This is a genomic window from Ralstonia pickettii (assembly GCF_000607165.1).
GTDB classification, from domain to species: domain Bacteria; phylum Pseudomonadota; class Gammaproteobacteria; order Burkholderiales; family Burkholderiaceae; genus Ralstonia; species Ralstonia holmesii.
Map to the genome: position 1 here is coordinate 1 of NZ_JFZG01000025.1, position 22,605 is coordinate 22,605.

The window sequence follows — 22,605 nt, forward strand, 5'->3', positions numbered from 1 at the left end:
TTGAAGCGGACGGCGGTGTGATCGTGAAGGGCTTCCTAGCCCCAAGCTTGCTCGAGAACCTGAAGAAGGATCTTCTTCCGATGCTCGAAGCAACCCCAAACGGGGTGGACGAGTACTTTGCCGGTACACAAACGCGGCGGCTGTCACGCCTGTTTGCCCGCACTGACCATATGGTCGACGTCGCGCTGAACCCGCTGTATCTCGAAACTGCACGCCTCATCCTGCAGAAGCCGATCAAGCTCTGGAGTGGAGAGAACCAGGTCGAGGTGGCCCCCGATATTCAGGTGGGCGTGACGCAGGCTATCCAGATTCGACCCGGTCAGGGCATGCAACCGTTGCACCGTGACGATTCAGTCTGGCTGTGGCGACACCCCGGCTACAACCGGGAAGCTCGCGTGCAAATCATGATCGCCATCACCGACTTCTCCGAAGAGAACGGCGGGACCTTGGTCATCCCCGGAAGCCACAAGTGGGATGACGAGCGCATGCCAAAGCAAGAAGAAGCGATCCCGACCTCGATGGACGCTGGCGATGCACTGATCTTCATCGGTTCGACGTACCACGGAGGTGGTCAGAACCGTAGCAATGCGCCGCGCACGGGGCTGACCATGTCGTATGACCTCGCGATCTTGCGGCAGGAAGAGAACCACTACCTGACGTTGCCGATCGAGCGCGTCAAGCGCTTCCCTGAGGAAATGCAGCGACTGCTTGGATGGTCGTGTAGCACGACCTATGCGGGATTTGTCGAGCGCAACGGGGTGATGACCGACCCGCAGGCGTTGCTCCAGCAGGACGACTTTGCCGAGGTCGGCCACTTCGACTGACTCCAGTGCATCCGTCCTCCCCATGGAGCGCATGGGGAGGACTCAACCGCTTCAAGGGCGGTGCACGCAGCGATGTCACTGGCGAGATGCCAGGGGCGTCGGAGTGCCGTCGCGACAGGATATCGACGACCTGGCGCAATGCATCGCAAGCCAATAGATCACGCAGATTTTTCAAGTTAAGCCCGGGGGCAAGATGGACGACATTGCAAAGAAACACGATGAGGCGCCCGAGGCGGCAGCGCTCACGCGGCGCGGCTTTCTCGGCATGGCCGCATCGGTGACGGCAGCGGCAACGGCGGCGGTACTGCCGAATGTGGCGAGCGCAGTCACTGCAGCAAGCGATGGCCGCGATGTGCTCGAGGTGGCCATCATTGGCGCCGGGCTGGCAGGCCTGACCGCGGCACGTGACCTGAAGCGTGCGGGGTGCGAGTCCTTCGTGGTGCTGGAAGCGCGCGACCGCGTCGGCGGACGGACCCTCAACCACGATCTCGGCAACGGCTACTTCTCGGAAGCGGGTGGCCAATGGATCGGGCCCGGCCAGACCGCGATCGCCAATCTGGCTCGCGAGCTGGGTGTCGGCACCTTTCTGACGCACTGGGAGGGCGATTTCGTGATGCTTGCCGGCAACGCACGCACAACCATCGCAAACGACGGCGGCTTTGACACGGATCCGAAGCTGCGGCGCGAGCTCGAGGAGATGGCCAAGAGCGTGCCGACGGCCGCGCCGTGGACGTCACCGCGTGCTGCCGAGTTCGATGCCATGTCGCTTGCTGACTGGCTGGCAACCAAGAACCTTACACCGGAAGCCCAAATCGGCTGGGTGCTCGCCGCGCAGCTGACGACAGGTACTGCACCGGAAAAACTATCGATGCTGCACTATCTGTCCCTGATCAACTCGGCGGATTGCAATTACAGGCAGCTCGAAGCAATCAAGGGCGGTGCACAGGAGAGCCGCATCTCGGGCGGTTCGCAGATCCTGTCAATCAAGATGGCCGAGGCGCTGGGCGACAAGGTGCGCCTGTCGACCCCGGTGCTGCGTATCGAGAACTGGCAAAACGGACCGGTGACCATCCACACCGCGAAGGGCGTGGTTCGCGCGCGCAGTTTGATCGTCGCGCTCTCGCCATCACTGTGCAACCAGATCGCCTTCGATCCGCCGCTGCCGGAAAAGCGCCGGGAAATGCAGCGCCGCTGGCCTGCCTATGCACCGATGCGCAAGACAGCGCATGTCTACAAGAAGGCGTTCTGGCGTGACAAGGGCTTGGACGGCATGCTCGTGCAATTGAGGGGGCCGATCCAATTTGCCTACGACAACTCGCCGGAGGATGTCTCGTTCGGCGTGATCTCGGCCTTCGTGAACAACGGCGTGCTGCCGTCCGACCCCAAGGCTGCCGAAGCCGAGCTCTCGCGCATCTATGCCCAGGCGTTTGGCGACGAAGCGCTGCATCCCGTTGCGTACCACGAGCACGACTGGGGCAAGGCTGACAACTGGTCATTGAGCTGCACATCGCCCATCCCTCCAGGCTTTCTCACCAAGTACGGCGATGTGTTGCATCCGCCAATCGGCCGGTTGATCTGGGCGGGTACGGAAACCGCAGAAATCTGGATTACCACCATGGACGGTGCAATACGGTCGGGCCACAAGGCGGCATTGCAAGCGCTTCAGGCTGCGGCTGGGGGGAAAGCATGATGAACACGAATACGACAACAAAATCACGCGGTCGCGGCAAGCGGATTCTGGTACTGGGGGGCGCGCTCCTGTTGGCCGCAGTGGTGGTCGGTGGCGTCATGTACGGGCCGAACTTCTATGGCCTGCTGCAGATTGGCAAGCAGCTCGATCAGATCACGCAGGAGGACACGCGTGTCGGCGGTCCATGGCCACGCGTCAGCGAAGTGTGCGTGTCTTGCCATGGTTATGGTGGCAACGCACGCGCCCAGACCTATCCGCGCCTGGCGGGTCAGCCGGAGGCCTACCTCAAGAAGCAGCTCACCGCCTTCGCCAGCGGCGAGCGCAGCAATCCGACCATGACGTCGCTGGCGGTGAGCATGTCGCAACACGAGCTTGACGGCTTGGCGGCGCATTTCTCGAAGATGACGCCGCTGCCGAACACGACGTTCCAGGCGGACCCGGCACACGTGGCGCGCGGCGAGGCGCTGGTCAAGGCCAACAACTGCGCCGCTTGTCACGGGCAGCAGTTGGAGGGAAAAGACCTGTATCCGCGGTTGGCCGGGCAGGGTTACGGCTATCTGCGCGATCAACTGACCAGCTTCAAGAGCGGCGCGCGCCGCGATGCCACGGGCTCGATGCCGGCAGTTGTCGGAGCGCTGTCGCAGCAGGATATCGACGACCTCGCGCAATACATCGCAAGCCGATAGACCACGCAGATTTTTCAAGCTAGGCGGGAAGCAAGATGGACGATATTGCAAAGAAAGGCGATGAGACGCCGGAGGCGGCTGCGCTCACGCGGCGCGGCTTTCTCGGCATGGCCGCATCGGTGACAGCAGCGGCGACGGCGGCGGCATTGCCGAAGGTGGCGAGCGCGGCAACGGCTGCGAGCGATGAGCGGGACGTACTTGAGGTGGCCATCATCGGTGCCGGGCTGGCCGGCCTGACCGCGGCACGTGACCTGAAGCGTGCGGGGTGCGAGTCCTTCGTGGTGCTGGAAGCGCGCGACCGCGTCGGCGGACGGACTCTCAACCACGACCTCGGCAACGGCTACTTCTCGGAATCGGGTGGCCAATGGATCGGGCCGGGTCAAACTGCGGTTGCCGATCTGGTACGTGAGCTGGGTGTTGGCACGTTTCCCACCTACTGGCAGGGCAAGACCGTGATGCTGGCCGGTGGCGCGCGTGCTGCAGTCGATACTGAGGGCGGGTTCGGCACGGATCCGAAGATTGCGCATGAACTCGAGGAACTGGCCAAGAGCGTGCCGTGCGGCGCGCCGTGGAAATCGCCGCGCGCCGCCGAGTTCGACGCGATGTCGGTCGGCGATTGGCTGGTGAAAAAGAACATCGCAAACGCAGACCAGATCGGTTGGTCGACCGGCTTGGCGATCACGGGCGGCGCCTCGCCGGCGCGACTGTCGCTGCTGCACTGGTTGTCGATGGTCAATTCAGCCGAATGCAATTACGACCGGCTCGAAGCGGTCAAGGACGGCGCGCAAGGCACCCGTATCTCGGGCGGCTCGCAGATTCTGTCGATCAAGATGGCGGAAGCGTTGGGTAACAAGGTCCGACTGTCGAGCCCCGTGCTGCGCATTGAGAACTGGCAGAACGGACCGGTTGCCATTCATACCGCGAATGGTGTGGTCCGTGCGCGTAACGTGATCGTTGCGCTCGCGCCGATGCTGTGCAATCAGATCGCCTTCGACCCGCCGCTGCCGGAGAAACGCCGCGAAATGCAGCGCCGCTGGCCGGCGTTTGCGCCCGGACGCAAGACGACGCACGTCTACAAGAAAGCGTTCTGGCGCGACAAGGGCCTGAACGGCTGGATTTTTCAACCGGGGGGGCCGGTGCTTTGGGCGTACGACAACTCGCCGGAGGATGTCTCGTTCGGCGTGATCAACGCGTTCGTGCACATCAGCATGCTGCCGGCTGATCCGAAGGAGGCCGAGGCCCAACTCTCGCAGATCTATGCCGAGGCGTTTGGCGACGAAGCGCTGCACCCCATCGCATTCCATCAGCGTGATTGGCTCAAGGCAGACAAATGGACGCTGAGCTGCGTGTCGCCGATGCCGCCCGGTTTTCTCACCACGTACGGTGAAGCCCTGCATCCGTCTGTCGGCAAGCTGATCTGGTCGGGCACGGAAACCGCGGAAATCTGGGCGGGTTACATGGATGGTGCGGTGCGTTCCGGCCACAAGGCAGCGTTGCAGGCGCTGCAGGCCGTAGCCGGGGGGAAGGCTTGATGAATATCGCAACGAAACCACGCAGCCGCGGCAAGCGGATGCTCATCCTGTCAGGCTGGCTGCTGGTGGCAACTGCCGTGGTCGGCGGCATCGTTTATGGGCCGGAAGTCTATGGCCTGCTGCGGATAAGCAATGAGGTCGACAAGATCTCGGACAACAACGCACGTGTGAATGGCCCTTGGCCTCGCGCCAGCGATTCTTGCATTTACTGCCACGGCTTCGAAGGCAACGCCGTTACCCAAGCCTATCCGCGCTTGGCGGGGCAGAAGGAGGCATATCTCAGGAAGCAGCTCAAGGCATTCGCCAGTGGCGAGCGTAGCGACCCGACCATGACGCCATTTGCGCTCAGCCTGTCGGAGCACGAGTTCGAGTCGATGGTGACGCATTTCTCGCAGATGACGCCGCTGCCGAACACGAGCTTCCATGCCGATGCGGCCCGCGTGGCACGAGGCGAGGCGCTGGCCAAAGACAAGAACTGCGCCGCCTGCCATGGGCAGCAGCTCGAGGGGAAGGATGCGTATCCGCGATTGGCAGGGCAGGGCCACGACTACCTGGTCGACCAGCTCACGAACTTCAAGACTGGTAAGCGCCACGATCCCACCGGGGCGATGGCAGCGATGGCCGGTCCGTTGTCGCAACAGGATATCGAGGACCTCGCGCAATTCATCGCCAGCCGATAAGAAAGAACTGATATTCGTGGATAAGCGCAATGGTGAAGACATTCATCAACACCACCGGAATTCATCATGGAACCAAAATACTATCTTTATTGCCTTGCTGATTTCACATTGATCACGGCTTCATTAATCTACGGGATCAAGCTTCTCAAGAAGCGCAACTTCCTCCTCGGGTTCGAGTGGCTGGTTGTGGCGTTCTCGGCGACGAACCTATTGACCAATGCATTAACCGGCGAACGGATGTTCTTGAACATCTCGCTTTTTTGCGATGCATTTTCCAGAACCGCCGGTGTACCGGTGATCGGGATCGCCGGCATGATGGCTGTGACGCATCGATACAAGCCATCGATGGGCGCTGATGTCATGTATGTGTTGGGCGCGCTGGCAGCAACTGTGGTGGTATGGACAGCAGATTTCATGGTGGGGCCAAAGCCTTACTTCTATCTGGTGATGTGGTCTTTGTTCTCGGTTTACGTCGTTTACGTGATCAAGAAATTGCTAAGCGCCGGAGAGAAGCGGATCGCTTTCGGCGTGATCCTGGCGTTGGTATCCGCACAGACGATTGCCAGCATCTATGATTTCTACCATATACCGGGTGACGATGATCACGCGGTTTTCTATACGATTGCGATGCTTGTCTGGGCTTATCAGTCCGTGGTGTTTTATTACGCCTATTGCGCCTTGGAGCGCGCGCAGGCACAGGAAAGGAACCTGAATCGGGGTTATGCCCTTGGCGGCCTAGAACGGACTTCGCAGTGATCACGCCGTTCTTGTAGACATTTCTTTTAGAGGCTCTGGAACGAGTCGGCCATACACTTTTGGAGTGGGTGCCTTGAAGCGTCAAAGCCGCGAGCCGTCCGCTAAACGCTGGGTTCGACGCAAGGAAACCCGGCCGCAAGAGCTGGTCTCTGCTGCGCTGGACCTGTTCGTTGTGCGCGGCTATGCGGCCACGCGGCTGGAAGATGTCGCCGCGGCCGCTGGGGTATCAAAGGGCACGGTCTACCTGTATTTCGCCAGCAAGGAAGAGCTGTTCAAGGCAGTGATCCAGGAAAACCTCTTGCCTGTGCTGGCTGAAGGCGAGGCCTTCATTGATACCTTCGAAGGGACCAGCGAGGCGCTGCTGCACGAGATTTTGATGCGCTGGTGGGAGCGAACTGGTGAATCCGCTGCCTCGGGGCTAACCAAACTGTTGATCGCCGAATCGGGCAACTTCCCCGATCTCATGCAGTACTACAGCGTGGAAGTCATAGAGCGCTATGACCGGCTGTTCGCATCCATCCTGGCACGCGGCGTGGCGCGGGGCGATTTTCGAGAAACCGACGTGCAACAGACCACGCTGGCACTGGTCGCACCGATGCTGTTTCTGAAGATGTGGAAGCACTCCTTTGGCATCTGTGCAGCTAAGGCGCTGGAGCCGAAGGTGTTCATCACGCATGTGGTATCGCTGCTGTTGCATGGGCTGCTACGCAATCCCTCTCCAGATGCAGCACTTCCGGCGCCTCCGCCCCTGACTGCCCAGCCATCGGCCATCTAACCGCGAAGTTTCGACATGCCAAAAGCCAACGGGGTGCTCTGAAAGGCCACCCCCTTTGGCTTTAAGAGATCGACGCAGTGCAGGTCCTGCATATCAGGACCCGCATTGCATCAGGAGTGAGCGATCGATCCCGAGGCCGCACCGCTGCGACGTTGTTCAAGCCAGCGCGCCAGCCGCCCGCCGAACAGCAGTTCGTAAAGCACAGGCACCAGACCCAGCGTGATCAACGTGCCAAGCAGCAGCCCGCCGATGATGGTGAGCGCCATGCCCGCCCATAGGCTGCCGCCAAACAGCAACAGAGGGATCAAACCCGCCACGCACGTGAGCTTGGTCATCACGATGGGGCGCAGCCGCGCCACGGCAGCCGCCACCACGGCTTCGCGCCTGGGCTTGCCAGCAGCCAGTTCGGCCTCGATGCGCTCAAGCAGTAGCACCGCGTTGTTCACGATGATGCCGGCCAGCGACAGGATGCCGAAGTTGGCCATAAAGCCCAGGGGCTCGCCGCCGAGCAGCAGTGCCGGCGCCACACCGATCATCGCAAACGGGATGATGCCCACGATCAGCGTCAGCTTGCGGAAGGAGTTGAACTGCCAGACGAACAGCAACAGCATGGCCACCACCGCGAGCGGCAGGTATGTCTCGAGGGATGCGTTGGAATCGGCGGCCTCCTCGATCTCAGCACCCATCTCGATACGGTAGCCCGGGGGCAACGTGATCTTTGCGATGTTCGGAGCAGCGCGGTCGACGGTCTGTTGCGCAGTGGCCTGTGTACTGCGGCCTTCCACGGTCAACGTACGCACCAGGTCGCGCCGGCGGATGGCCGACGGCTCAGAAGACAGCGACACACTCGCCAGTGCAGACAGGGGCACAGGTGCCGCGCCGCTGGCCGGGTGGATCAGCGTGTTGGCCAAGTCTTCGGGGCGGGCGCGTTCAGCATCGCTGCCACGCACCACCAGCGGGACGAGCGTGTCGCCGTCGCGCAGGACGGAGACCTCAACGCCGGTATATCGGGCGCCGAGCGAGGTGGCGATGTCTTCGCTGCTGATGCCCAGGCGGCGTGCCTTGCGCTGGTCGATCTGCACGTCGACACGCGGCACGCGCGGGCCCCAATCATTGCGCACCTGCACCATCCCAGGAAGCGGGCGCAGCACGCCTTCGATCTTGCTGCCAATGTCACGCAGTACGGTTTCGTCCGGGCCGCTGATCCGGTAGGCCACCATGCCTGCATCGTTCGTACTGCGTGAGAAGCGCTTGGCATCCACGCGCACATCGGGATAGCGCTGCGCCATCCACTGGCGTGTGCGCTCGATCATGGGTGCAACATCCTTCGCACTCTGCACGCTCACCGTGAAGTAGCCCACGTGCGAGGCCGGCAACGGCGGGTTGAGCACGAGCACGACGCGGGGGCCGCCATCTGCCACGTAACCGATACTGGTCGTGACTTCGGGGTTCGCTTTCTTGTCGCTCAGCCAGTGGCTCAGGTCCCGCACCACGGCTTGCGTGCGTCGTGCATCGCTGCCTGGCTGCAGCTCAATTGCAACCTGGTACTGCGGGCGCTCCGACGGGGGCAAGAACCCGGTCGGCACGCGCGAGAGCAGAATCATCGAGCCGATGAACAGCACTGTCATCGCGGCCAGCATTTTGCCCTTGTGGTCCAGCACCTTGCGGATCACGCGCGCATAGCCCGCGTAGAAGCCGGTTTCTTTCGGTGGTTCGTTGGCGTTGTGGTGGCCGGGCTTCAGGAAGAAGTAGCACAGCAGCGGCGTCACCGTCAGACAGAGCAGCCACGAGCTCAGCAACGACAACGCCACCACGATCACCAGCGGCCGCAGGTATTCATTGACCGTGGTGTTGCCGAAGAAGAATGGCGAGAAGGCGAAGATGATGACCAGTGAAGAGGTCAGCAGCGGAATCCCTAGCGTTTGGCCAGCCCGGATGCAGGCCGTTTTGCGGTCTTCGCCCATGGCCAAGCGTCGCTCGACGTCTTCGGCAATCACGATGCCGTTGTCCACTAGCAGGCCCAACGCAATGATGATGGCCGCCATTGAGACGATATGCAGCTCGATGCTCAATGCGCGCATCACCAGCAGCGTGGCAAGAATCGTGAGCGGCACGATGCTGCCAACGATGATGCCGGCGCGCCAGCCCAGGAACAGCACCACCACTGTCATCACGATGACGATGGTTTCTTCCATCACGCGGTTCATGTTGCCCATCTCGCGCTCGACCACGTCAGCCTGGTAGGTCACGAAGTCCAGCGAGAAACCGGCGGGCAACTGCTGCTCCAACTGAGCCACGCGCTCCTTGAGTTCCTGGCCCAGCATCTTGATGTTCTGGCCGGAGCGCATCGATACACCCAGCACCACGGCGTTATCGCCGCGGTAGATGGCTGCGGACTCCGGAGGATCAGCCGGCAGCACGCGTATCTGGGCGATGTCGCCCAGACGGACGGTAGCTGGCGCCGTGCCAGCACTGGCGGGCACGGCCAGCACGAAGTCGCGCAGCGCCTCCAGAGAGCGGATTTCACCTGAGGCGACGACAGCGCTGTTCAGGCCCGAGAGCACGACCTGCCCGCCCGAGAGCACGACGTTCTGCTGGTGCAGTTGCTGCAGTACGGCGTTGGCACCCAGACCCAGGCCGGCGAGACGTGTGCGGTCGAATTCGATATAGACGCGTTCGTCCTGCAACCCATGGAAGGTCACGCCCTGTACGCCCTTGATGGCATAGATGCCCTCGCGCAGGCGCTTGAGCGGCTCACGCATCTCGCTCATCGAGAAGCCCGGTGCTGTGACGGCGATCGAGGCGATGGCCACGCGGCCAAAGTCATCGTTGATTTGTGGCGGCAGCGTGCCGGCGGGAAATAGGGGGCGAGCCTCTTCGATCTTGGCGCGCATGCGTTGCCAGACCGGCATCAGATTGCGCACTTCATCGCGCAGGTTGACTTGCAGGATGACGGTGCCGGGGCGCACCGTGCTCGTCACGTGCTTGAGCTCTGGCAACTGGCGCAACCGCTCTTCCAAGGGGCGCGCGACCAACTGCTCCATGCGTTCTGCAGGCAGGCCAGGGTTGGCCACGATGACGATCGCGTCGCGGACGGTGGTGGAGGGCTCCTCTTGCGAGGGGAAGCTAAGGAAGGCAAAGACGCCCGATACCAGAATCAGCAGCGCAACGAAGAATGTCAGGCGGGTACTGTTGAGCGCGCTTTCGGTGAGTTTCATTGCGCGACCCCTTCCGTTGCGCCTTGAAGCAGGGTCTGCGTCGGATGTGCTTGGGCGAGCTGGCCTTCATGCAGGAAGGCGGTGCCCGCGACGATCACACGGTCGCCGGCCGTCAGGCCTTGCGAAACCGTGACGCGGCCCTCGCGCTGCACGGCGGTGCCCGCTTGGACTGAGCGGCGTTGCAGCTTGCCGGTCTGGTCCAGCACAAAGACGGCAGCCTGGCCGGGCTTGTCGCCCCACATGACGGCAGGCGCTGGCACGGTGATCGCGTTGGGCGCGGTGCGGTTGGCCAACTCGACCGACACGACGCCGCCGCTGCGCAGATGTTTCGAGGTAACCGCACTTTGTGGCACGCGGAAGATTGCCTGCACCAGCGAGCCGTTGTCGCTGCGGGCGGACAACCGCTCCAGTGCAAGCGGGAATGACTCGGAGTCGCTCTTGCCCTGGGCGCTGTCTCCGGAAGAAAGGGTAGCGGCGACGCTGTCGGGCAACATGGCAACCACCTCCAGTGCGTTGCCGGCCTGAATCTGCAGGATGGCCTGGCCCGGCGCAACATCAGAGAAAGGCTGCGTCAGGCGTGCCACGATTTCGCCGTCAAACGGGGCAGTGATGTGGGTGAGCGCCAGGTCTCGGCGGGCCGCAGCAAGTGCGGCATCGGCTGCTGCCAGCTGACTTTGCGCAAGCTGGTGGGCGGCCCGTGCAGATTCCAGCGCCGTTTGCGAAATGATCTTGTCGCGTGCCAGCGCCTCTTGCTGCTGCAATTGGGCTCGGCGTTCCACCGCCGTTGCTGCTGCGGCGGCACGGTCGGCTTCTGCCTTGTTCAGGCGCCAGCGGGCTGGAGACTCGTCCAGCCGTGCAAGCACCTGGCCCGCACGCACCCGGTCACCCACCTCGACGGGAATGGCGACCACTCGCCCGGCGGCCTCGAAGCCCAGGTCACTGCGCTGGCGTGCCCGCAGCGTGCCGACGAAGCTGTCGGCGGATGCTCGGGCCTTGACCGCGCCGACGACTTCGACCTTGACCGGCTTGGGCGGTGCAGCCACCGGTGTGGCGGATGGGGTGCAGGCGCTCATGGCGAATGCTGACACCACGGCCGCAAGAGCCGTGAGCCCGGCGATGGGCTGGAAATGGGTACACATGGGACAACCTTTGAATCGAAGCGATGGGGCAGGGGTTAGGGCAGACCGCGCGCCAGTTCTTCCACCGTCTTGCGCATGGCGGCGCGCTGGTCGGGCGTGAACTCGTGCAGTTGAAGGAGTTCGAGCAGCAGCAGGCCGTCCAGCGCAACCGACAGCAGTTGCGCAAGACCGGCCTTTGGGCCGTGGTCCAGTGCGTCATAGCCGCGAGCGAACAACGCCTGGACTGGCGGCAGCAAGTGCGGGTGAGCGGAGGCCGCCGACAACATATTGGCCATGAGCTGCTTCCGGCTGGCAGGCATGTCGAAGGTGAAGCTGGCCAGCTCGGCCATCTTTGCCCGTAGCGAAATCGGCTTGGCATCGTCCGGCGCTGGTACGCCGACCTGTGCGTCCAGCTCGGCCACCATGCGCTCGACTAGGGCAGTGAGCAGATCGTCACGTGTCTTGAAGTGATAGATCAGCCCGGCTTTGGTGATGCCGACGGCATCTGCCGTCGCCTGGATGGTGAGTTGGGTCACACCACGCTCGGCCATCAGGTCTGCTGCGGCATCGAGAATTTTGTCGCGAGAGTTGGCGGACTCATTGGGTGTTGCCATGGCATCTCCTCGTGTTTGAACTTTACTATACGTATAGTATAGTTAAAGAAATCAACTCGTCAATGCCCGGAGCTATTGCATGCACCCCCTGATTTCTTCCGCTGCCCCCGTATTTCGTCGCGCCACGCGCCAGACGCTGCTCGGCGCAGCGGTGCTCACTCTGATTGGATTGGCCGGCTGCGCCACGGCCCCGGTGGGCTCCGCGCCGGCGGCAACCGCCGTCAACGTGCCTAGCCAGTGGAGCGAAAGCGCAATCCCCATCCAAGGTGTCGTGGCTGCCGAGTGGTGGCGCGACTTTGGTAACAATGAACTGAATACGCTGATTGATACCGCCCTCAAATCAAACCGAGACCTGAAGATCGCCGCCGCGCGGCTGGCCCAGGCGCGCGCACTGACCGATGGGGCACAGGCTGAGCGCCGGCCGCAGCTGGGCGCTGTGGCAGGGGCACAACGCGGCCGGGAAACGGGTATCGATCCGCGTGCTGAGCGTAGTTTCGCCGGCCTGCGCGCGAGCTGGGAAATCGATGTCTCCGGCCGAGGGGCTTTGGCGATCGACGCCGCCGAGGCCGACGCACAAGCCGCCTCCCAGGCGTTACGAGCAACCCAGATCGCGCTGGCGGCCGATGTGGCAACCGCCTATTTCGAGTTGCAGACGCTTGCGCACCGCGTGGCGTTGAACCGTGAGGCGATTGCCGTTGCGCAGCGCCAGGTCGAAGTGGTTCGCCGCAAGTTCGACGCAGGGCAGGCGACGTCGGTCGATGTGGACCGCTGGCAGGCAGAGCTGGCGCAGGAGCAAGCCGCTACCGAGCAGTTGGATGGTTCTCGGCGGATACGTCATCGACAACTGGCCGTGTTGTTGGGCGTGAGTGAAGCGCCGGCGTTGAACTTGCAGGCGACCGCCACCGTGCCGCAGCCGCCGGCGACTTTGCTGCCTGGCGAACTGCTGGAGCGCCGCCCGGACGTCTTGCGTCAAGCTCGCGCGCTGGATGCTGCGCTGGCACGCGTGGGTGTAGCGCGTCGAGAGGTCTACCCCCGACTGCAGATTGAGTGGGCCAACACGCGTGAACGGACGGCGATCGTTGGCCAATCCGCGTCTCCGCAGGTGGTATTGGGTTACGGCGTTTCGCTGACGTTGCCGATCCTGGACGGCGGGCGTATCCGCGCCAACATCGCGGTCAACGAGGCTAAGGCCAATGAGGCAATGGCCGAGTATGAAAAGGCCATGCTGGCCGCACTGTCGGACGCCGAGGTGGCCTTGGCACAGTGGTCCACCTCGGAAGCCTCTTTGACCAAGTGGCAGCAGGCGCAGGCTGCGGGCGAAACTGCGGCACAGCGCGCGGAACGGCTGTTCGATGCCGGCCTGGCAGATGCGAGCTCGGTATTGGATGCACGGCGCAGCTACCTGCGCGCGCAGGATGCCGTCAGCCAGGCGGAAGGCGCGCGTTGGACGGCTGCCGTGGGCCTGCGCCGCGTGTTTGCCGGCGCGGTTTGATAGGAATATGGGGCAGCTTTTTCGCCAATCAGGAGGCTGCGCATGAGCCAGGCACAAGCGTCCGAAGATCGGCAACTCCGTTTTGAGGCATGCCGCTTCGCGATCGATACGTTCGTGAAGATCCACCTGGAACATATCGAGGGCGCAAGACTGCTGCTCACAAGCCATCTGCGCATGATGTTCACGCTATCGCTCGGGGCACTGGCAGGATTGATCACGCTGTATGCGTCGATCCTGCGCTTTGGCGCCGTCGACCTTCACGCCGCTGGCAGCATGGTGCGCGTGGGCTTTGCGATGGCGGCGGTTACGTCCATGGTGGCATCGGCGCTGCTGTCCGCCGCATGCCTGCAGCGTGCTAGTGCCGATGCGGCTCAGCTCCTGCGCGATCCGTTTCCAGATACGGACAACGCGTTGACGAACATCTTCGATGCAGTCGATGCGAACGAGCGCCAGATCCTGCAGTCAGTGAATCGGGCATTGGAGACGCGTGTGGCACGGCACCCCGGGTTCGATGCCAACACGCGCACCCCGACCGTACTGCTGGTGGTCGGGGTTGTCATGGCGGGGCTGTCGTTCTTTGAGGCTACTGTCTGAGTGGCCGATCGATGTTTTCGGAGTGCTGCCCCGCGATCAGCGCGGGCGACGCGCGGCATCCGCCGTCGGCTTCCAGTGCAGGACACCGAACAGCAGCGTCAGCAGCACGCTATCGAACAGCGGTCCCTTGTGCAGGGCCACCTTTCGGAAGCAGATCAGCACTTCAAGCGCATGCACGGCGAGCAGCACCGCAGCCGCGACACGCACCCAGTGGACGGCGTCCGGCGCCAGCGGCAGCGCCGTCAGGTAACTGCCGGCTGCGACGCCATACACAAAGAGCAGCAGCAACTTGCTAGCGACGGTGAACACGGTGGAATCTCCAGAGGTGGATGCGGATTGTGCCCATCGGCTCAGCTTGCGGTACTTGCAGCCTTCGCGGCTTCCTGCTCCTGAAGCTCGCGCCACATGATCTTGCCGGTGCCCGATTTTGGCAGTGACGCGACAAATTCAACAATGCGTGGTGCCTTGTAGGCCGCCATGTTCTCGCGGGACCACGTGATGATGTCGTCTTCGGTCACGGCCGGCGCATGCCGTGCATTGCGCACGACGAACGCTTTCACCGTCTCGCCCCGATGCGCGTCGCGCGCGGCAATCACGCAGACTTCCTGGATGGCAGGGTGGTAATACAGCATGGTCTCCACCTCGGCCGGCCACACTTTGTAGCCCGACGCGTTAATCATCCGCTTCAGACGATCCGCCATGAAGAAATAGCCCTCCTCGTCCATTCTGGCGAGGTCGCCGGTACGCAGAAAGCGCTTGCCGTCGATTTCGATGAACGCTTCGCGCGTGGCTTCCGGATTGCGCCAATAGCCTTGCATCAGCTGCGGGCCGTGCGTCACGATTTCGCCGGTCTCGCCTTGCGGCAATGCTTCGAGTGTCTGCGGGTCGATGATCCGGGCATCGACATCGAACATGGGAATGCCGAGGCAATTCGGCTTCGGCCGGTGCGGCGGGTTGATGTGCGTCGGGGCGATCGTCTCCGACAAGCCGTAGCCTTCGATGTACTCGATGCCGGTCTTGTCGTGCAGTTTCTTGGCGACGGCGTCCGGCATCGCCGCGCCGCCACCGGCCACCACACGCAGGCTCGACAGGTCATAGTCATCGAGCTTCGAGTTCGAAAGAAAATCGATGGCCATTGTTGAAATGGACCACCAGTCCGTCACACGGTGATGCTCGATCGCGTGCGCGGCTGCATCACGATCCCAGCGTGGCAGTACGACGACGGTTGCGCCGCTGAAGAGCGGCGCGTTCAGCCCACTCTGCATGCCCGTCACATGAAACAGCGGCAGTACCGACAGCAGGATTGAGTTCTGCGTGCCGCTCGCCCAGTTGACCACGCCGAGCGCCGTGCACATCGCGCTGCGATGCGTGTGCATGCATCCCTTCGGCTTGCCCGTCGTGCCCGACGTATACGGCATCACGCAGAGGTCGTCCGGCCCTGCGGTCAGCGGCCCTGGCGCAACGCGCGCATCCAGCATGTCGCTCCAATGCGTGACGCCAATGCGGTCACCACCGTCGATATGGCGTGGCGCGCTGACGAACTCCGGCGGCGTGATGCTGGATGGCCGCTTCAGATAGTCGCTGTACGTCGCGACGATGGTGTGCGCAAGCTGCCCGTCGGCATCGTCGGCGAGCGGCGCGATGCGTTCGTATAAATCCTGCGCCACGAAGGCGGTGCGTGCACCGCTGTCCTCGACGTAGTGACGAAGCTCGTCCGTCATGTTCATCGGATTGATGGGTACGACGACGGCGTTGGCGCGCAGGATGCCGTAATAGGCGAGCATCCATTGCGGGCTGTTCTGCATGTACAGCAACACGCGGTCTCCGGCCTTCACGTTGCAGCGTTGCTGCAGATACCCGGCAATCCGTTCGGTCTCGTCCTTGAACTCCGCAAACGTGATCGGCGTGTCGTAGAAGACGATGAACGGCTTGTCCGGATAGCGGGCCGCCGAAACCTCCGCGTTGAAGTACAGATTGGTCGCGGGCAGGGTCAGATGACGGGGAAGGTGCGCTGGCCAGTGCGCGGAGGTTTCCGGGGGCATGTTTCGACTCCAAACTTCACGTGGGTAATAGACAGCGAGACAGGGTGTTAAGCCCGGGCGGCATTCGGCACGGCAAGCGTCGGCGCGCGACGCATCAGTTGCCAGCCGAAAATCAGCATCCAGATCGGCAGGGCGAGGACGGCGATGGTCTCGCCCGCATCTGCGATCGAAGCAAGGCTGGGGAAGAAGCCGAACACGAAATAGCACCCGAAGCCCCAGCCGACGATATGGAGAAGGAACGATCCGCGCCAGCCCGCTTTTTTGAGCAGTCTTCCGGCAATCGGTGTCCAGAAGAACACGAGCGGGCCTTCCACCCACCAGAACCCGCTTTGCGTGGCATTGGCGATGGCGGTCCACACGGCTGCCGCTGCAACTTTCGCGCCGTCTTCCCCGCTGGCATATACATGGGCGAGCGGATGGATGGTCGACAACTGGAGCACCGCCCCAGCGATGCCGCAGACGATATAGACCGCGATGGCGATGGCGATCATTTCGCGGAGTGCCCCAAGCTCTTCACGAAACGTGTGCAGGAAGTAGCCGCCAATGGCCACGAACGGCAGATAGAAGCCCAGCACGTCGGCCAGCATCCACCAGCGGAACAGGTCACGCGCTTGCGCCGGCAAGGCCAGCATTGCGGGGCCGTGAGGCACCATTTCGATGTCGCCGCCCGTGACGACCACCGACAGGGCGATGGTGGCGCAAGCCGCGAGACCGCCAAGGATGGCGCTCCAGGCCGTGAACCTGGCTGCGTTATACGAGTTCATATGCATCAATCTCCAGGGATACCTCAGGTGTTTGCGTGACGGACTTCTTGGTGATGGATCGCGGACTGCGCGGCGGAGGTTTGCGCCTCTTCGCGCATGCCGGGCGTGACACGGCTGACACCGCGGATCAGATCGACGGCCTTCTCACCGATCATGATGGTGGGTGCGTTGGTGTTGCCGCCGATCAGGGTCGGCATGATCGACGCGTCGACAACACGCAGCCCGTCCAGGCCGTGCACGCGCAGTTGTGGGTCGACTACGGCCATCTCGTCCTGGCCCATGCGGCAGGTGCCGACGGGGTGATAGACGGTATCGGTGCGCTGCCGCAGGACTGCGCGGATGTCGTCATCGGTCTTCACGTGTGGGGTGAAGAGGTCGCGCGTGGCCCACTTGGCCAGTGCGGGCGCCTGCATGAGCCGGCGCGTGATCTTGAAGCCGGCCACCATGTCTTCGACATCGCGCGGGTCATCGAAGAAGGCCGGGTCGATGAGCGGTGCGGCGAGCGGATCGTTACTACGCAGCGTGACCGCGCCCCGGCTGTGCGGACGCAGCAGGCAGACGTGGCACGAGAACCCATGGCCCAGGCGCATGCAGCGCGCGTGGTTGTCCACCATCGCCACCACGAAATGCAGCTGGATGTCGGGTGCCTCGAGTTCGGGGCGTGTCTTCAGGAAGCCGCCACCTTCGGCGAAGTTCGTCGTCAGCATGCCGCGCCGCTCGCGGCGGAAACGCAGGATCTCGCCCAGCATGCGCACACCGCCGCGAAGTGAGACGCCAATTGTGTCGAGACTGCGTGCGCTGTAGCCGAAGACGAAGTCGGGATGGTCCTGCAGATTGCGCCCCACGCCCGGCAGATGCTGCACGGCCTGGATGCCCACGCGTGCAAGCTCCTGTGCTGGCCCCACGCCAGACAGCATCAGCAACTGCGGCGTCTGGAGCGCACCTGCAGCCAGCACCACTTCGCGCCGCGCGCGCAGTGTGCGTACCGTGCCGTTCTGCAGCACCTCCACGCCAACGGCGCGCTTGCCTTCGAACAGGATGCGGCGGACTTGCGCGTGGGTTTCGACCGTAAGATTGGCGCGTCGGCCGATATGCGGGTGCAGATACGCACGCGCCGCGCTCCACCGTTCCCCCTGCTTCTGCGTGACCTGGTAGATGCCGATGCCTTCCTGTTGCGCGCCGTTGAAATCGTCCGTGAGCGGCAGGCCCGCCTGGCGGGCGGCTTCCAGATAGCGTGCCTGGAAGGGATTGTCGGTGCGCAGGTCGCTGACATTCAGCGGGCCGTTGCGGCCGTGCCATGTGTTGTCGAAGCGTTCGTTGTGCTCGCTGAGGCGGAAGTAGGGCAGCACGTCGTCATACGACCAGCCGCCGTTGCCCAGCGACGCCCAGTGATCGTAATCGCTGCGGTGGCCGCGGATGTAGACCATCGCGTTGATGGCAGAGGAACCGCCCAACATCTTGCCGCGAGGCTGGTAGCCGATGCGCCCACCAAGCCCGGCCTGCGGCACGGTATCGAATGCCCAGTTATTGAGACGGGTTGGCACCATGGCGACCGCGCCCGCCGGGACCTTGACCATCATGCCGTCGCCATGCCCCCCTGCCTCGAGCACGCAAACCGAGATGTTCGGGTCTTCGGACAGCCGGCCCGCGACCACGCAGCCGCCCGAGCCGCCGCCGACGATGATGTAATCGAATTGTTGATTCATGATGTTTCTCTCGACAAGCAACCGACGGGATCAGGCAATGCGCGACAGCACGCGCAGCAGCCAGTTGAAGATGTGGCCGTAGGGCGGGTGGAACAGCGCGGTGCCATTCCAGCGGGCCTGATGAAAGACCGGCTTGCGCTTGCTGAAGGTGTCGAATCCCCATTTGCCGTGGTAGGCCCCCATGCCGCTGGGGCCGACGCCGCCAAAGGGTTGGCTCTCTTGCGCCAGGTGCCACAGGCAGTCGTTGATCGTCACACCGCCCGATACGGTTTCGCGCAGTGCGCGATTGCAGCGCGATGCATCGTCACCAAACCAGTACAGCGCGAGCGGGCGGGCGTTGCGCTGGACGTACGCCAGTGCATCGTCGAGGTTTGCATATTCGACGATGGGCAACACTGGGCCGAAGATCTCTTCACGCATCAAACGCGTGGCGACGGGGGCGCCAATCACGAGCGTGGGCGGGAACTTGCGTGATGCCGCGTTGAACGCTTCGCCAGCCGGGTTGACCTCGATCACGCGTGCGCCTGCGGTGCGCGCCTCGCGGACCATCTCTGCCAAACGTGCACGATGGCGTTCGCTGATGACGGCGGTGTAGTCGGGGTTGGAAGCGAGCTTCGGATAGAGCTTCGTGATGGCCCGCTCCAGATGCGATGCGACGTTTTCCGCCGTACCTGCGGGCACGAGCAGGTAATCCGGCGCGACGCAGGTTTGCCCTGCGTTCAGCAGCTTGCCGAATGCGATGCGTTGCGCCGCAACCGCGACATTGCACGACACATCAAGAATGGCTGGTGATTTGCCGCCGAGTTCCAGAGTCACCGGTGTCAGGTTGGCCGCCGCCGCTTGCGCCACGTCACGCCCCACCTGGGTCGAACCCGTGAAGAACAAGTGATCGAACGGCAGGCTGGCAAAGGCCTTGCCCAGTTCAACATCGCCGATGGCGACATCGAGTTCATCCGGGTTGAATATTTCGCGCGCCATCGAAGCGAGCAACGCCGACAGCCGTGGCGTGAGCTCTGACGGCTTGATCAACACCCGGTTGCCGGCCGCAAGCGCGGCAAGCGCTGGCCCCAACGACAGTTGCAGCGGATAGTTCCACGGCGCAATGATGCCCACCACGCCCAGCGGCTGCGGCATGAGCCGGTTGTAGGCGGGGCGGAAGTGCAATGCAGTCGGCACGCGCTGCGTGCGCATCCACTGCTTCAGGTGGCGCCGCGCATGACGGATGCCCGTGCGCACGACAAACACCTCGGCAAGTCGGGTTTCGTGCGCCGAGCGGCCTTGAAAGTCGACGTCGATGGCACGCACGATGTCAGACTCGTGCGAGTCGAGCCAGGCCGCGAGCCGATCGAGACGGGACAGGCGCGTGGCCAGTGTCGGGTCGGGGTCCAGCGCGAAAGCCTGGCGCTGGCGTTCAAAGCTGGCGACAAGCTCGGTTGGGGAGCCTTGCAGCATGGTGTCTCCTATGCGCTCTCGATTGAGAGATCGCAGCAACGGCTGTTTTTGTTTTGGTTGTGCGTGGATGCCGGCCAGGTGGTCCCGGCACGCCGGAACGTACTCAGGCGGAATGCCTGCTGGCGTTCATCTGTTCGGCTGCGGAAGCTGCCGTATTGCGTTTCGCATGTCCGGCAATCAGGTCGACCAATAACGGCGCGACGCCCTCCGAGATGTCGTGGCCCATGCCGCGAATGGTGACCATCTCTGCATCGGGGATGGCAGCAGCAGTTGCGGTGCCGCCACTGGCTGCCACCATCAGATCCCGATCGCCGTGCACCACCAGCGTCGGCACCCGGATGCGGCGGACTTCTGCTGTCCGGTCACCCGACTTGATGATCGCCCCGAGCTGGCGAGCCACGCCTTCGGCATCCATCGCCTGCTGGCCTCGGTCCCACGCGTCGGCGGCGTAGGCGCGTCGCGCAGCGTCGTCCACGGGGTACGTCTGCGTACCGATGTGCGCCATGATCGCGCTGTAACGCTGCACGGCTTCGTCACGCGTGCGTGCGGGCGGCTTGGTCAGCATCGACATGCTGGATATGGCCGGCTGGCCGACCTTTCGAGAGCCGGTGGTGGAGAAGATCGAGGTGAGCGACAGCGTGCGGTGCGGATGGCTACCGGCGATGATCTGCGCGATCATGCCGCCCATCGACATCCCCACGATATGCGCACGCGCCACACACAGATGATCGAGCAGGCCAACCGTATCGGCGGCCATGTCTTCAAGGCTGTAGCCGGAAGGCATCGGCAATCGCAGGAATTGCCGCAGCAACCCGGGCGGCTTCTGCGCGATGCGGGAGGAGCGGCCGACGTCGCGGTTGTCCAAGACGATGACGCGAAAGCCACGTTGCACCAAGCCGTCGATCATGTTGGCGGGCCACGACGTCAGTTGCAGGCTCAGGCCCGCGACGAGCAGAAGAGGCTCAGCGCTTTCGAGCCCGTACGTGCGGTAGCACAGGCGGACACCGGTCGGCGCGTCGCAGAACAGATCGTGCGCTTCATCCATGGCGTGGATCGACATGATCAGGCTCCCACCGCTTGCCGGGCCTGCGAGCGCGCCGTGCTGCCCGCTTGGTTGGCGTGCTCAAAACGCAGGAACGGGTTTTCGACCGGGCTGTCTCCCAGGTTGGCGACGTCGACGTTGTAGTCCTCCGACATGATCCAGGGCGTTTCCAGGCCCTGGCAAGGCATGCTCTGGATGGCGCGCTTAACGTAGCCGGAGCCGAGGTTGAGCAGCGGAAGCTTGGGCATGTCAGCGTCGGGAGCCTTGGGCACGCAGATCGCGGAGCCGGTGCGATCCATGTGGTCGAGCATGCGGCAGAAGTGTTGCGCCAGCAGCCCCAGCTTGAGCGTCCACGACGAGTTCGTGTAGCCGATGGAGAAGACGTAGTTCGGCACGCCGCTGAGCATCATGCCTTTGAAGGTCACCGTGCTGTGCAGATCGACGGGCTCGCCATCGACAATCAGCTTGATGCCGCCGAACAGGCGAATGTTGAGCCCGGTGGCAGTTACGACGATATCCGCCGGCAGCTCTTGCCCCGACTCCAGCAGGATGCCGGTCTCCGTAAACGTCTTGATGTGATCCGTCACCACGGATGCCTGGCCTTTGCGTATGGCCTTGAACAGATCGCCATCGGGCACCGCGCACAAACGCTGATCCCACGGGTCGTAGGGCGGGTTGAAGTGCACGTCGATCGGATAGCCCTTGGGCAACTGGCGCTTGTTGAGAAAGCGGATGAGACGCCGCGCAAATTTTGGCCGCTTCTTGCACAGGTACCAGATGCCGCGCGAAATGGCGATGTTCTTGCGGCGCACGAGTGCATAGGCCCACGCATGCGGTATCACCTTGCGCAGCGTGTTGGCGATGACGTCCTCCGAGGGCAGGCTCACGACATAGGTGGGCGTGCGCTGGAGCATCGTCACATGCTTGGCCTTGTCCGCCATGGCCGGCAACAGCGTGACGGCGGTGGCGCCGCTGCCGATCACCACGACACGCTTGTCTGTGTAGTCGAGGTCCTCCGGCCAATGCTGCGGATGCACGGTGCGGCCCTGGAAGCGTTCGATGCCTTCCAGCTTCGGGGTGAAGCCCTGATCGTGGTGGAAATAGCCGGCGGCGCTGAACAACCATTTGGCCAGGATCGTTTTGCGTTCGCCCGTATCCGTACGCTCGACCTCGACTGTCCATAGGGCTTGAGCGCTGGACCACGATGCTTGAATCACCTTGTGGTTCAGGCGGATGTGGCGATTGATCCCGTACTCAGCGGCGGTCTCGCGCAGGTAGGAGAGGATATCCGCCGCCCCGGCAATCGACTTCTTGTACGGCCATGGCTTGAACTCGTAGCCGTAGGTGTGCATGTCCGAGTCGGAGCGGATGCCGGGATAGCGGAACAGGTCCCATGTGCCGCCGGTGACAGCGCGCGATTCCAGGATGACGTAGGACGTGCCCGCGCGCTCCGTCTCCAGGTAACGCGCGACACCGATGCCAGACAGGCCGGCGCCAACGATGAGGACGTCCACATGCTCTGTGGGCGGAAGGTGATGTACGGTCACAGCGTGTCTCCGGATTGGGGCGAGGTGCCCAGGGCTGGGGAGCAATGTGGGTGGCAGCGCTGTGGTCAAACCC

Annotated in this window: 19 protein-coding genes; 9 read left to right on the forward strand and 10 right to left on the reverse strand. The window is 63.2% G+C overall.

The features are described 5' to 3' along the window. The 7 genes from BG83_RS0122140 to BG83_RS0122170 form a co-directional block, all read left to right on the forward strand. A partial coding sequence (locus tag BG83_RS0122140; protein WP_024978785.1) for a phytanoyl-CoA dioxygenase family protein occupies positions 1 to 824 on the forward strand: 824 nt, incomplete at its 5' end. Between the two features lie 193 nt (positions 825 to 1,017). After that, positions 1,018 to 2,514, forward strand: coding sequence for a flavin monoamine oxidase family protein (locus BG83_RS0122145; protein WP_024978786.1), 1,497 nt, complete (start codon positions 1,018 to 1,020; stop codon positions 2,512 to 2,514). After that, the gene (locus BG83_RS0122150; RefSeq protein WP_152543742.1) at positions 2,511 to 3,200 is read left to right on the forward strand and encodes a c-type cytochrome; all 690 of its coding nucleotides are present in this window, start codon (positions 2,511 to 2,513) and stop codon (positions 3,198 to 3,200) included. The genes BG83_RS0122145 and BG83_RS0122150 overlap by 4 nt, the downstream gene beginning before the upstream one ends. 35 nt (positions 3,201 to 3,235) lie before the next feature. After that, complete coding sequence (locus tag BG83_RS0122155; RefSeq protein ID WP_024978788.1) at positions 3,236 to 4,732, forward strand: flavin monoamine oxidase family protein; 1,497 nt, start codon at positions 3,236 to 3,238, stop codon at positions 4,730 to 4,732. Further along, positions 4,732 to 5,412: a c-type cytochrome gene (locus BG83_RS0122160; protein ID WP_024978789.1), complete on the forward strand. Its 681-nt coding sequence runs from the start codon at positions 4,732 to 4,734 to the stop codon at positions 5,410 to 5,412. The genes BG83_RS0122155 and BG83_RS0122160 overlap by 1 nt, the downstream gene beginning before the upstream one ends. A gap of 66 nt (positions 5,413 to 5,478) precedes the next feature. Next, positions 5,479 to 6,168, forward strand: a complete 690-nt coding sequence (locus tag BG83_RS0122165) for a hypothetical protein (protein WP_024978790.1) — start codon at positions 5,479 to 5,481, stop codon at positions 6,166 to 6,168. Between the two features lie 73 nt (positions 6,169 to 6,241). After that, positions 6,242 to 6,943: a TetR/AcrR family transcriptional regulator gene (locus BG83_RS0122170; RefSeq protein ID WP_024978791.1), complete on the forward strand. Its 702-nt coding sequence runs from the start codon at positions 6,242 to 6,244 to the stop codon at positions 6,941 to 6,943. 110 nt (positions 6,944 to 7,053) lie between these two features. On the opposite strand, the gene BG83_RS0122175 is transcribed toward BG83_RS0122170, so the two are convergent. The 3 genes from BG83_RS0122175 to BG83_RS0122185 all read right to left on the reverse strand — a co-directional run bounded on the left by BG83_RS0122175 (position 7,054) and on the right by BG83_RS0122185 (position 11,893). Further along, positions 7,054 to 10,161: an efflux RND transporter permease subunit gene (locus tag BG83_RS0122175; protein WP_024978792.1), complete on the reverse strand. Its 3,108-nt coding sequence runs from the start codon at positions 10,159 to 10,161 to the stop codon at positions 7,054 to 7,056. Continuing rightward, positions 10,158 to 11,234: an efflux RND transporter periplasmic adaptor subunit gene (locus tag BG83_RS0122180; RefSeq protein WP_024978793.1), complete on the reverse strand. Its 1,077-nt coding sequence runs from the start codon at positions 11,232 to 11,234 to the stop codon at positions 10,158 to 10,160. Before BG83_RS0122180 ends, BG83_RS0122175 begins: the two co-directional genes overlap by 4 nt. Positions 11,235 to 11,335: 101 nt before the next feature. Next, positions 11,336 to 11,893, reverse strand: coding sequence for a TetR/AcrR family transcriptional regulator (locus tag BG83_RS0122185; RefSeq protein WP_024978794.1), 558 nt, complete (start codon positions 11,891 to 11,893; stop codon positions 11,336 to 11,338). Between the two features lie 79 nt (positions 11,894 to 11,972). Here BG83_RS0122185 and BG83_RS0122190 point away from each other — a divergent pair, with 79 nt between their 5' ends. Further along, entirely contained in the window at positions 11,973 to 13,385 is a 1,413-nt protein-coding gene (locus tag BG83_RS0122190; RefSeq protein ID WP_024978795.1) for an efflux transporter outer membrane subunit, read from the forward strand. A gap of 42 nt (positions 13,386 to 13,427) precedes the next feature. Then, positions 13,428 to 13,979, forward strand: coding sequence for a hypothetical protein (locus BG83_RS0122195; RefSeq protein ID WP_024978796.1), 552 nt, complete (start codon positions 13,428 to 13,430; stop codon positions 13,977 to 13,979). 36 nt (positions 13,980 to 14,015) lie between these two features. Here BG83_RS0122195 and BG83_RS0122200 read toward each other — a convergent pair whose 3' ends face one another. From BG83_RS0122200 to BG83_RS0122230, 7 genes are all read right to left on the reverse strand, one after another. After that, positions 14,016 to 14,288: a hypothetical protein gene (locus tag BG83_RS0122200; RefSeq protein WP_024978797.1), complete on the reverse strand. Its 273-nt coding sequence runs from the start codon at positions 14,286 to 14,288 to the stop codon at positions 14,016 to 14,018. A 41-nt stretch (positions 14,289 to 14,329) separates the two neighbouring features. Further along, the gene (locus BG83_RS0122205; protein WP_024978798.1) at positions 14,330 to 16,021 is read right to left on the reverse strand and encodes a long-chain fatty acid--CoA ligase; all 1,692 of its coding nucleotides are present in this window, start codon (positions 16,019 to 16,021) and stop codon (positions 14,330 to 14,332) included. Positions 16,022 to 16,068: 47 nt separating this feature from the next. Further along, entirely contained in the window at positions 16,069 to 16,785 is a 717-nt protein-coding gene (locus BG83_RS0122210) for a hypothetical protein (RefSeq protein WP_024978799.1), read from the reverse strand. A 23-nt stretch (positions 16,786 to 16,808) separates the two neighbouring features. Further along, positions 16,809 to 18,491, reverse strand: coding sequence for a GMC family oxidoreductase (locus BG83_RS0122215; protein WP_024978800.1), 1,683 nt, complete (start codon positions 18,489 to 18,491; stop codon positions 16,809 to 16,811). Between the two features lie 30 nt (positions 18,492 to 18,521). Further along, the gene (locus BG83_RS0122220) at positions 18,522 to 19,943 is read right to left on the reverse strand and encodes a coniferyl aldehyde dehydrogenase (RefSeq protein ID WP_024978801.1); all 1,422 of its coding nucleotides are present in this window, start codon (positions 19,941 to 19,943) and stop codon (positions 18,522 to 18,524) included. A gap of 103 nt (positions 19,944 to 20,046) precedes the next feature. After that, a complete protein-coding gene (locus BG83_RS0122225) occupies positions 20,047 to 21,003 on the reverse strand; it encodes an alpha/beta fold hydrolase (protein ID WP_024978802.1) in 957 nt (318 codons plus the stop codon). Positions 21,004 to 21,005: 2 nt separating this feature from the next. Then, positions 21,006 to 22,532 (reverse strand): flavin-containing monooxygenase, encoded by a 1,527-nt coding sequence (locus tag BG83_RS0122230; RefSeq protein ID WP_024978803.1) that lies wholly within the window; start codon positions 22,530 to 22,532, stop codon positions 21,006 to 21,008. Positions 22,533 to 22,605: the final 73 nt, after the last annotated feature.

Bases quoted from the DNA above. Each gene is read 5' to 3' on its own strand.
- BG83_RS0122145 (WP_024978786.1), top strand. From the start codon at position 1,018: ATGGACGACATTGCAAAGAAACACGATGAGGCGCCCGAGGCGGCAGCG.
- BG83_RS0122150 (WP_152543742.1), top strand. From the start codon at position 2,511: ATGATGAACACGAATACGACAACAAAATCACGCGGTCGCGGCAAGCGG.
- BG83_RS0122155 (WP_024978788.1), top strand. From the start codon at position 3,236: ATGGACGATATTGCAAAGAAAGGCGATGAGACGCCGGAGGCGGCTGCG.
- BG83_RS0122160 (WP_024978789.1), top strand. From the start codon at position 4,732: ATGAATATCGCAACGAAACCACGCAGCCGCGGCAAGCGGATGCTCATC.
- BG83_RS0122165 (WP_024978790.1), top strand. From the start codon at position 5,479: ATGGAACCAAAATACTATCTTTATTGCCTTGCTGATTTCACATTGATC.
- BG83_RS0122175 (WP_024978792.1), bottom strand. From the start codon at position 10,161: ATGAAACTCACCGAAAGCGCGCTCAACAGTACCCGCCTGACATTCTTC.
- BG83_RS0122180 (WP_024978793.1), bottom strand. From the start codon at position 11,234: ATGAGCGCCTGCACCCCATCCGCCACACCGGTGGCTGCACCGCCCAAG.
- BG83_RS0122185 (WP_024978794.1), bottom strand. From the start codon at position 11,893: ATGGCAACACCCAATGAGTCCGCCAACTCTCGCGACAAAATTCTCGAT.
- BG83_RS0122190 (WP_024978795.1), top strand. From the start codon at position 11,973: ATGCACCCCCTGATTTCTTCCGCTGCCCCCGTATTTCGTCGCGCCACG.
- BG83_RS0122195 (WP_024978796.1), top strand. From the start codon at position 13,428: ATGAGCCAGGCACAAGCGTCCGAAGATCGGCAACTCCGTTTTGAGGCA.
- BG83_RS0122205 (WP_024978798.1), bottom strand. From the start codon at position 16,021: ATGCCCCCGGAAACCTCCGCGCACTGGCCAGCGCACCTTCCCCGTCAT.
- BG83_RS0122210 (WP_024978799.1), bottom strand. From the start codon at position 16,785: ATGAACTCGTATAACGCAGCCAGGTTCACGGCCTGGAGCGCCATCCTT.
- BG83_RS0122215 (WP_024978800.1), bottom strand. From the start codon at position 18,491: ATGAATCAACAATTCGATTACATCATCGTCGGCGGCGGCTCGGGCGGC.
- BG83_RS0122220 (WP_024978801.1), bottom strand. From the start codon at position 19,943: ATGCTGCAAGGCTCCCCAACCGAGCTTGTCGCCAGCTTTGAACGCCAG.
- BG83_RS0122225 (WP_024978802.1), bottom strand. From the start codon at position 21,003: ATGTCGATCCACGCCATGGATGAAGCGCACGATCTGTTCTGCGACGCG.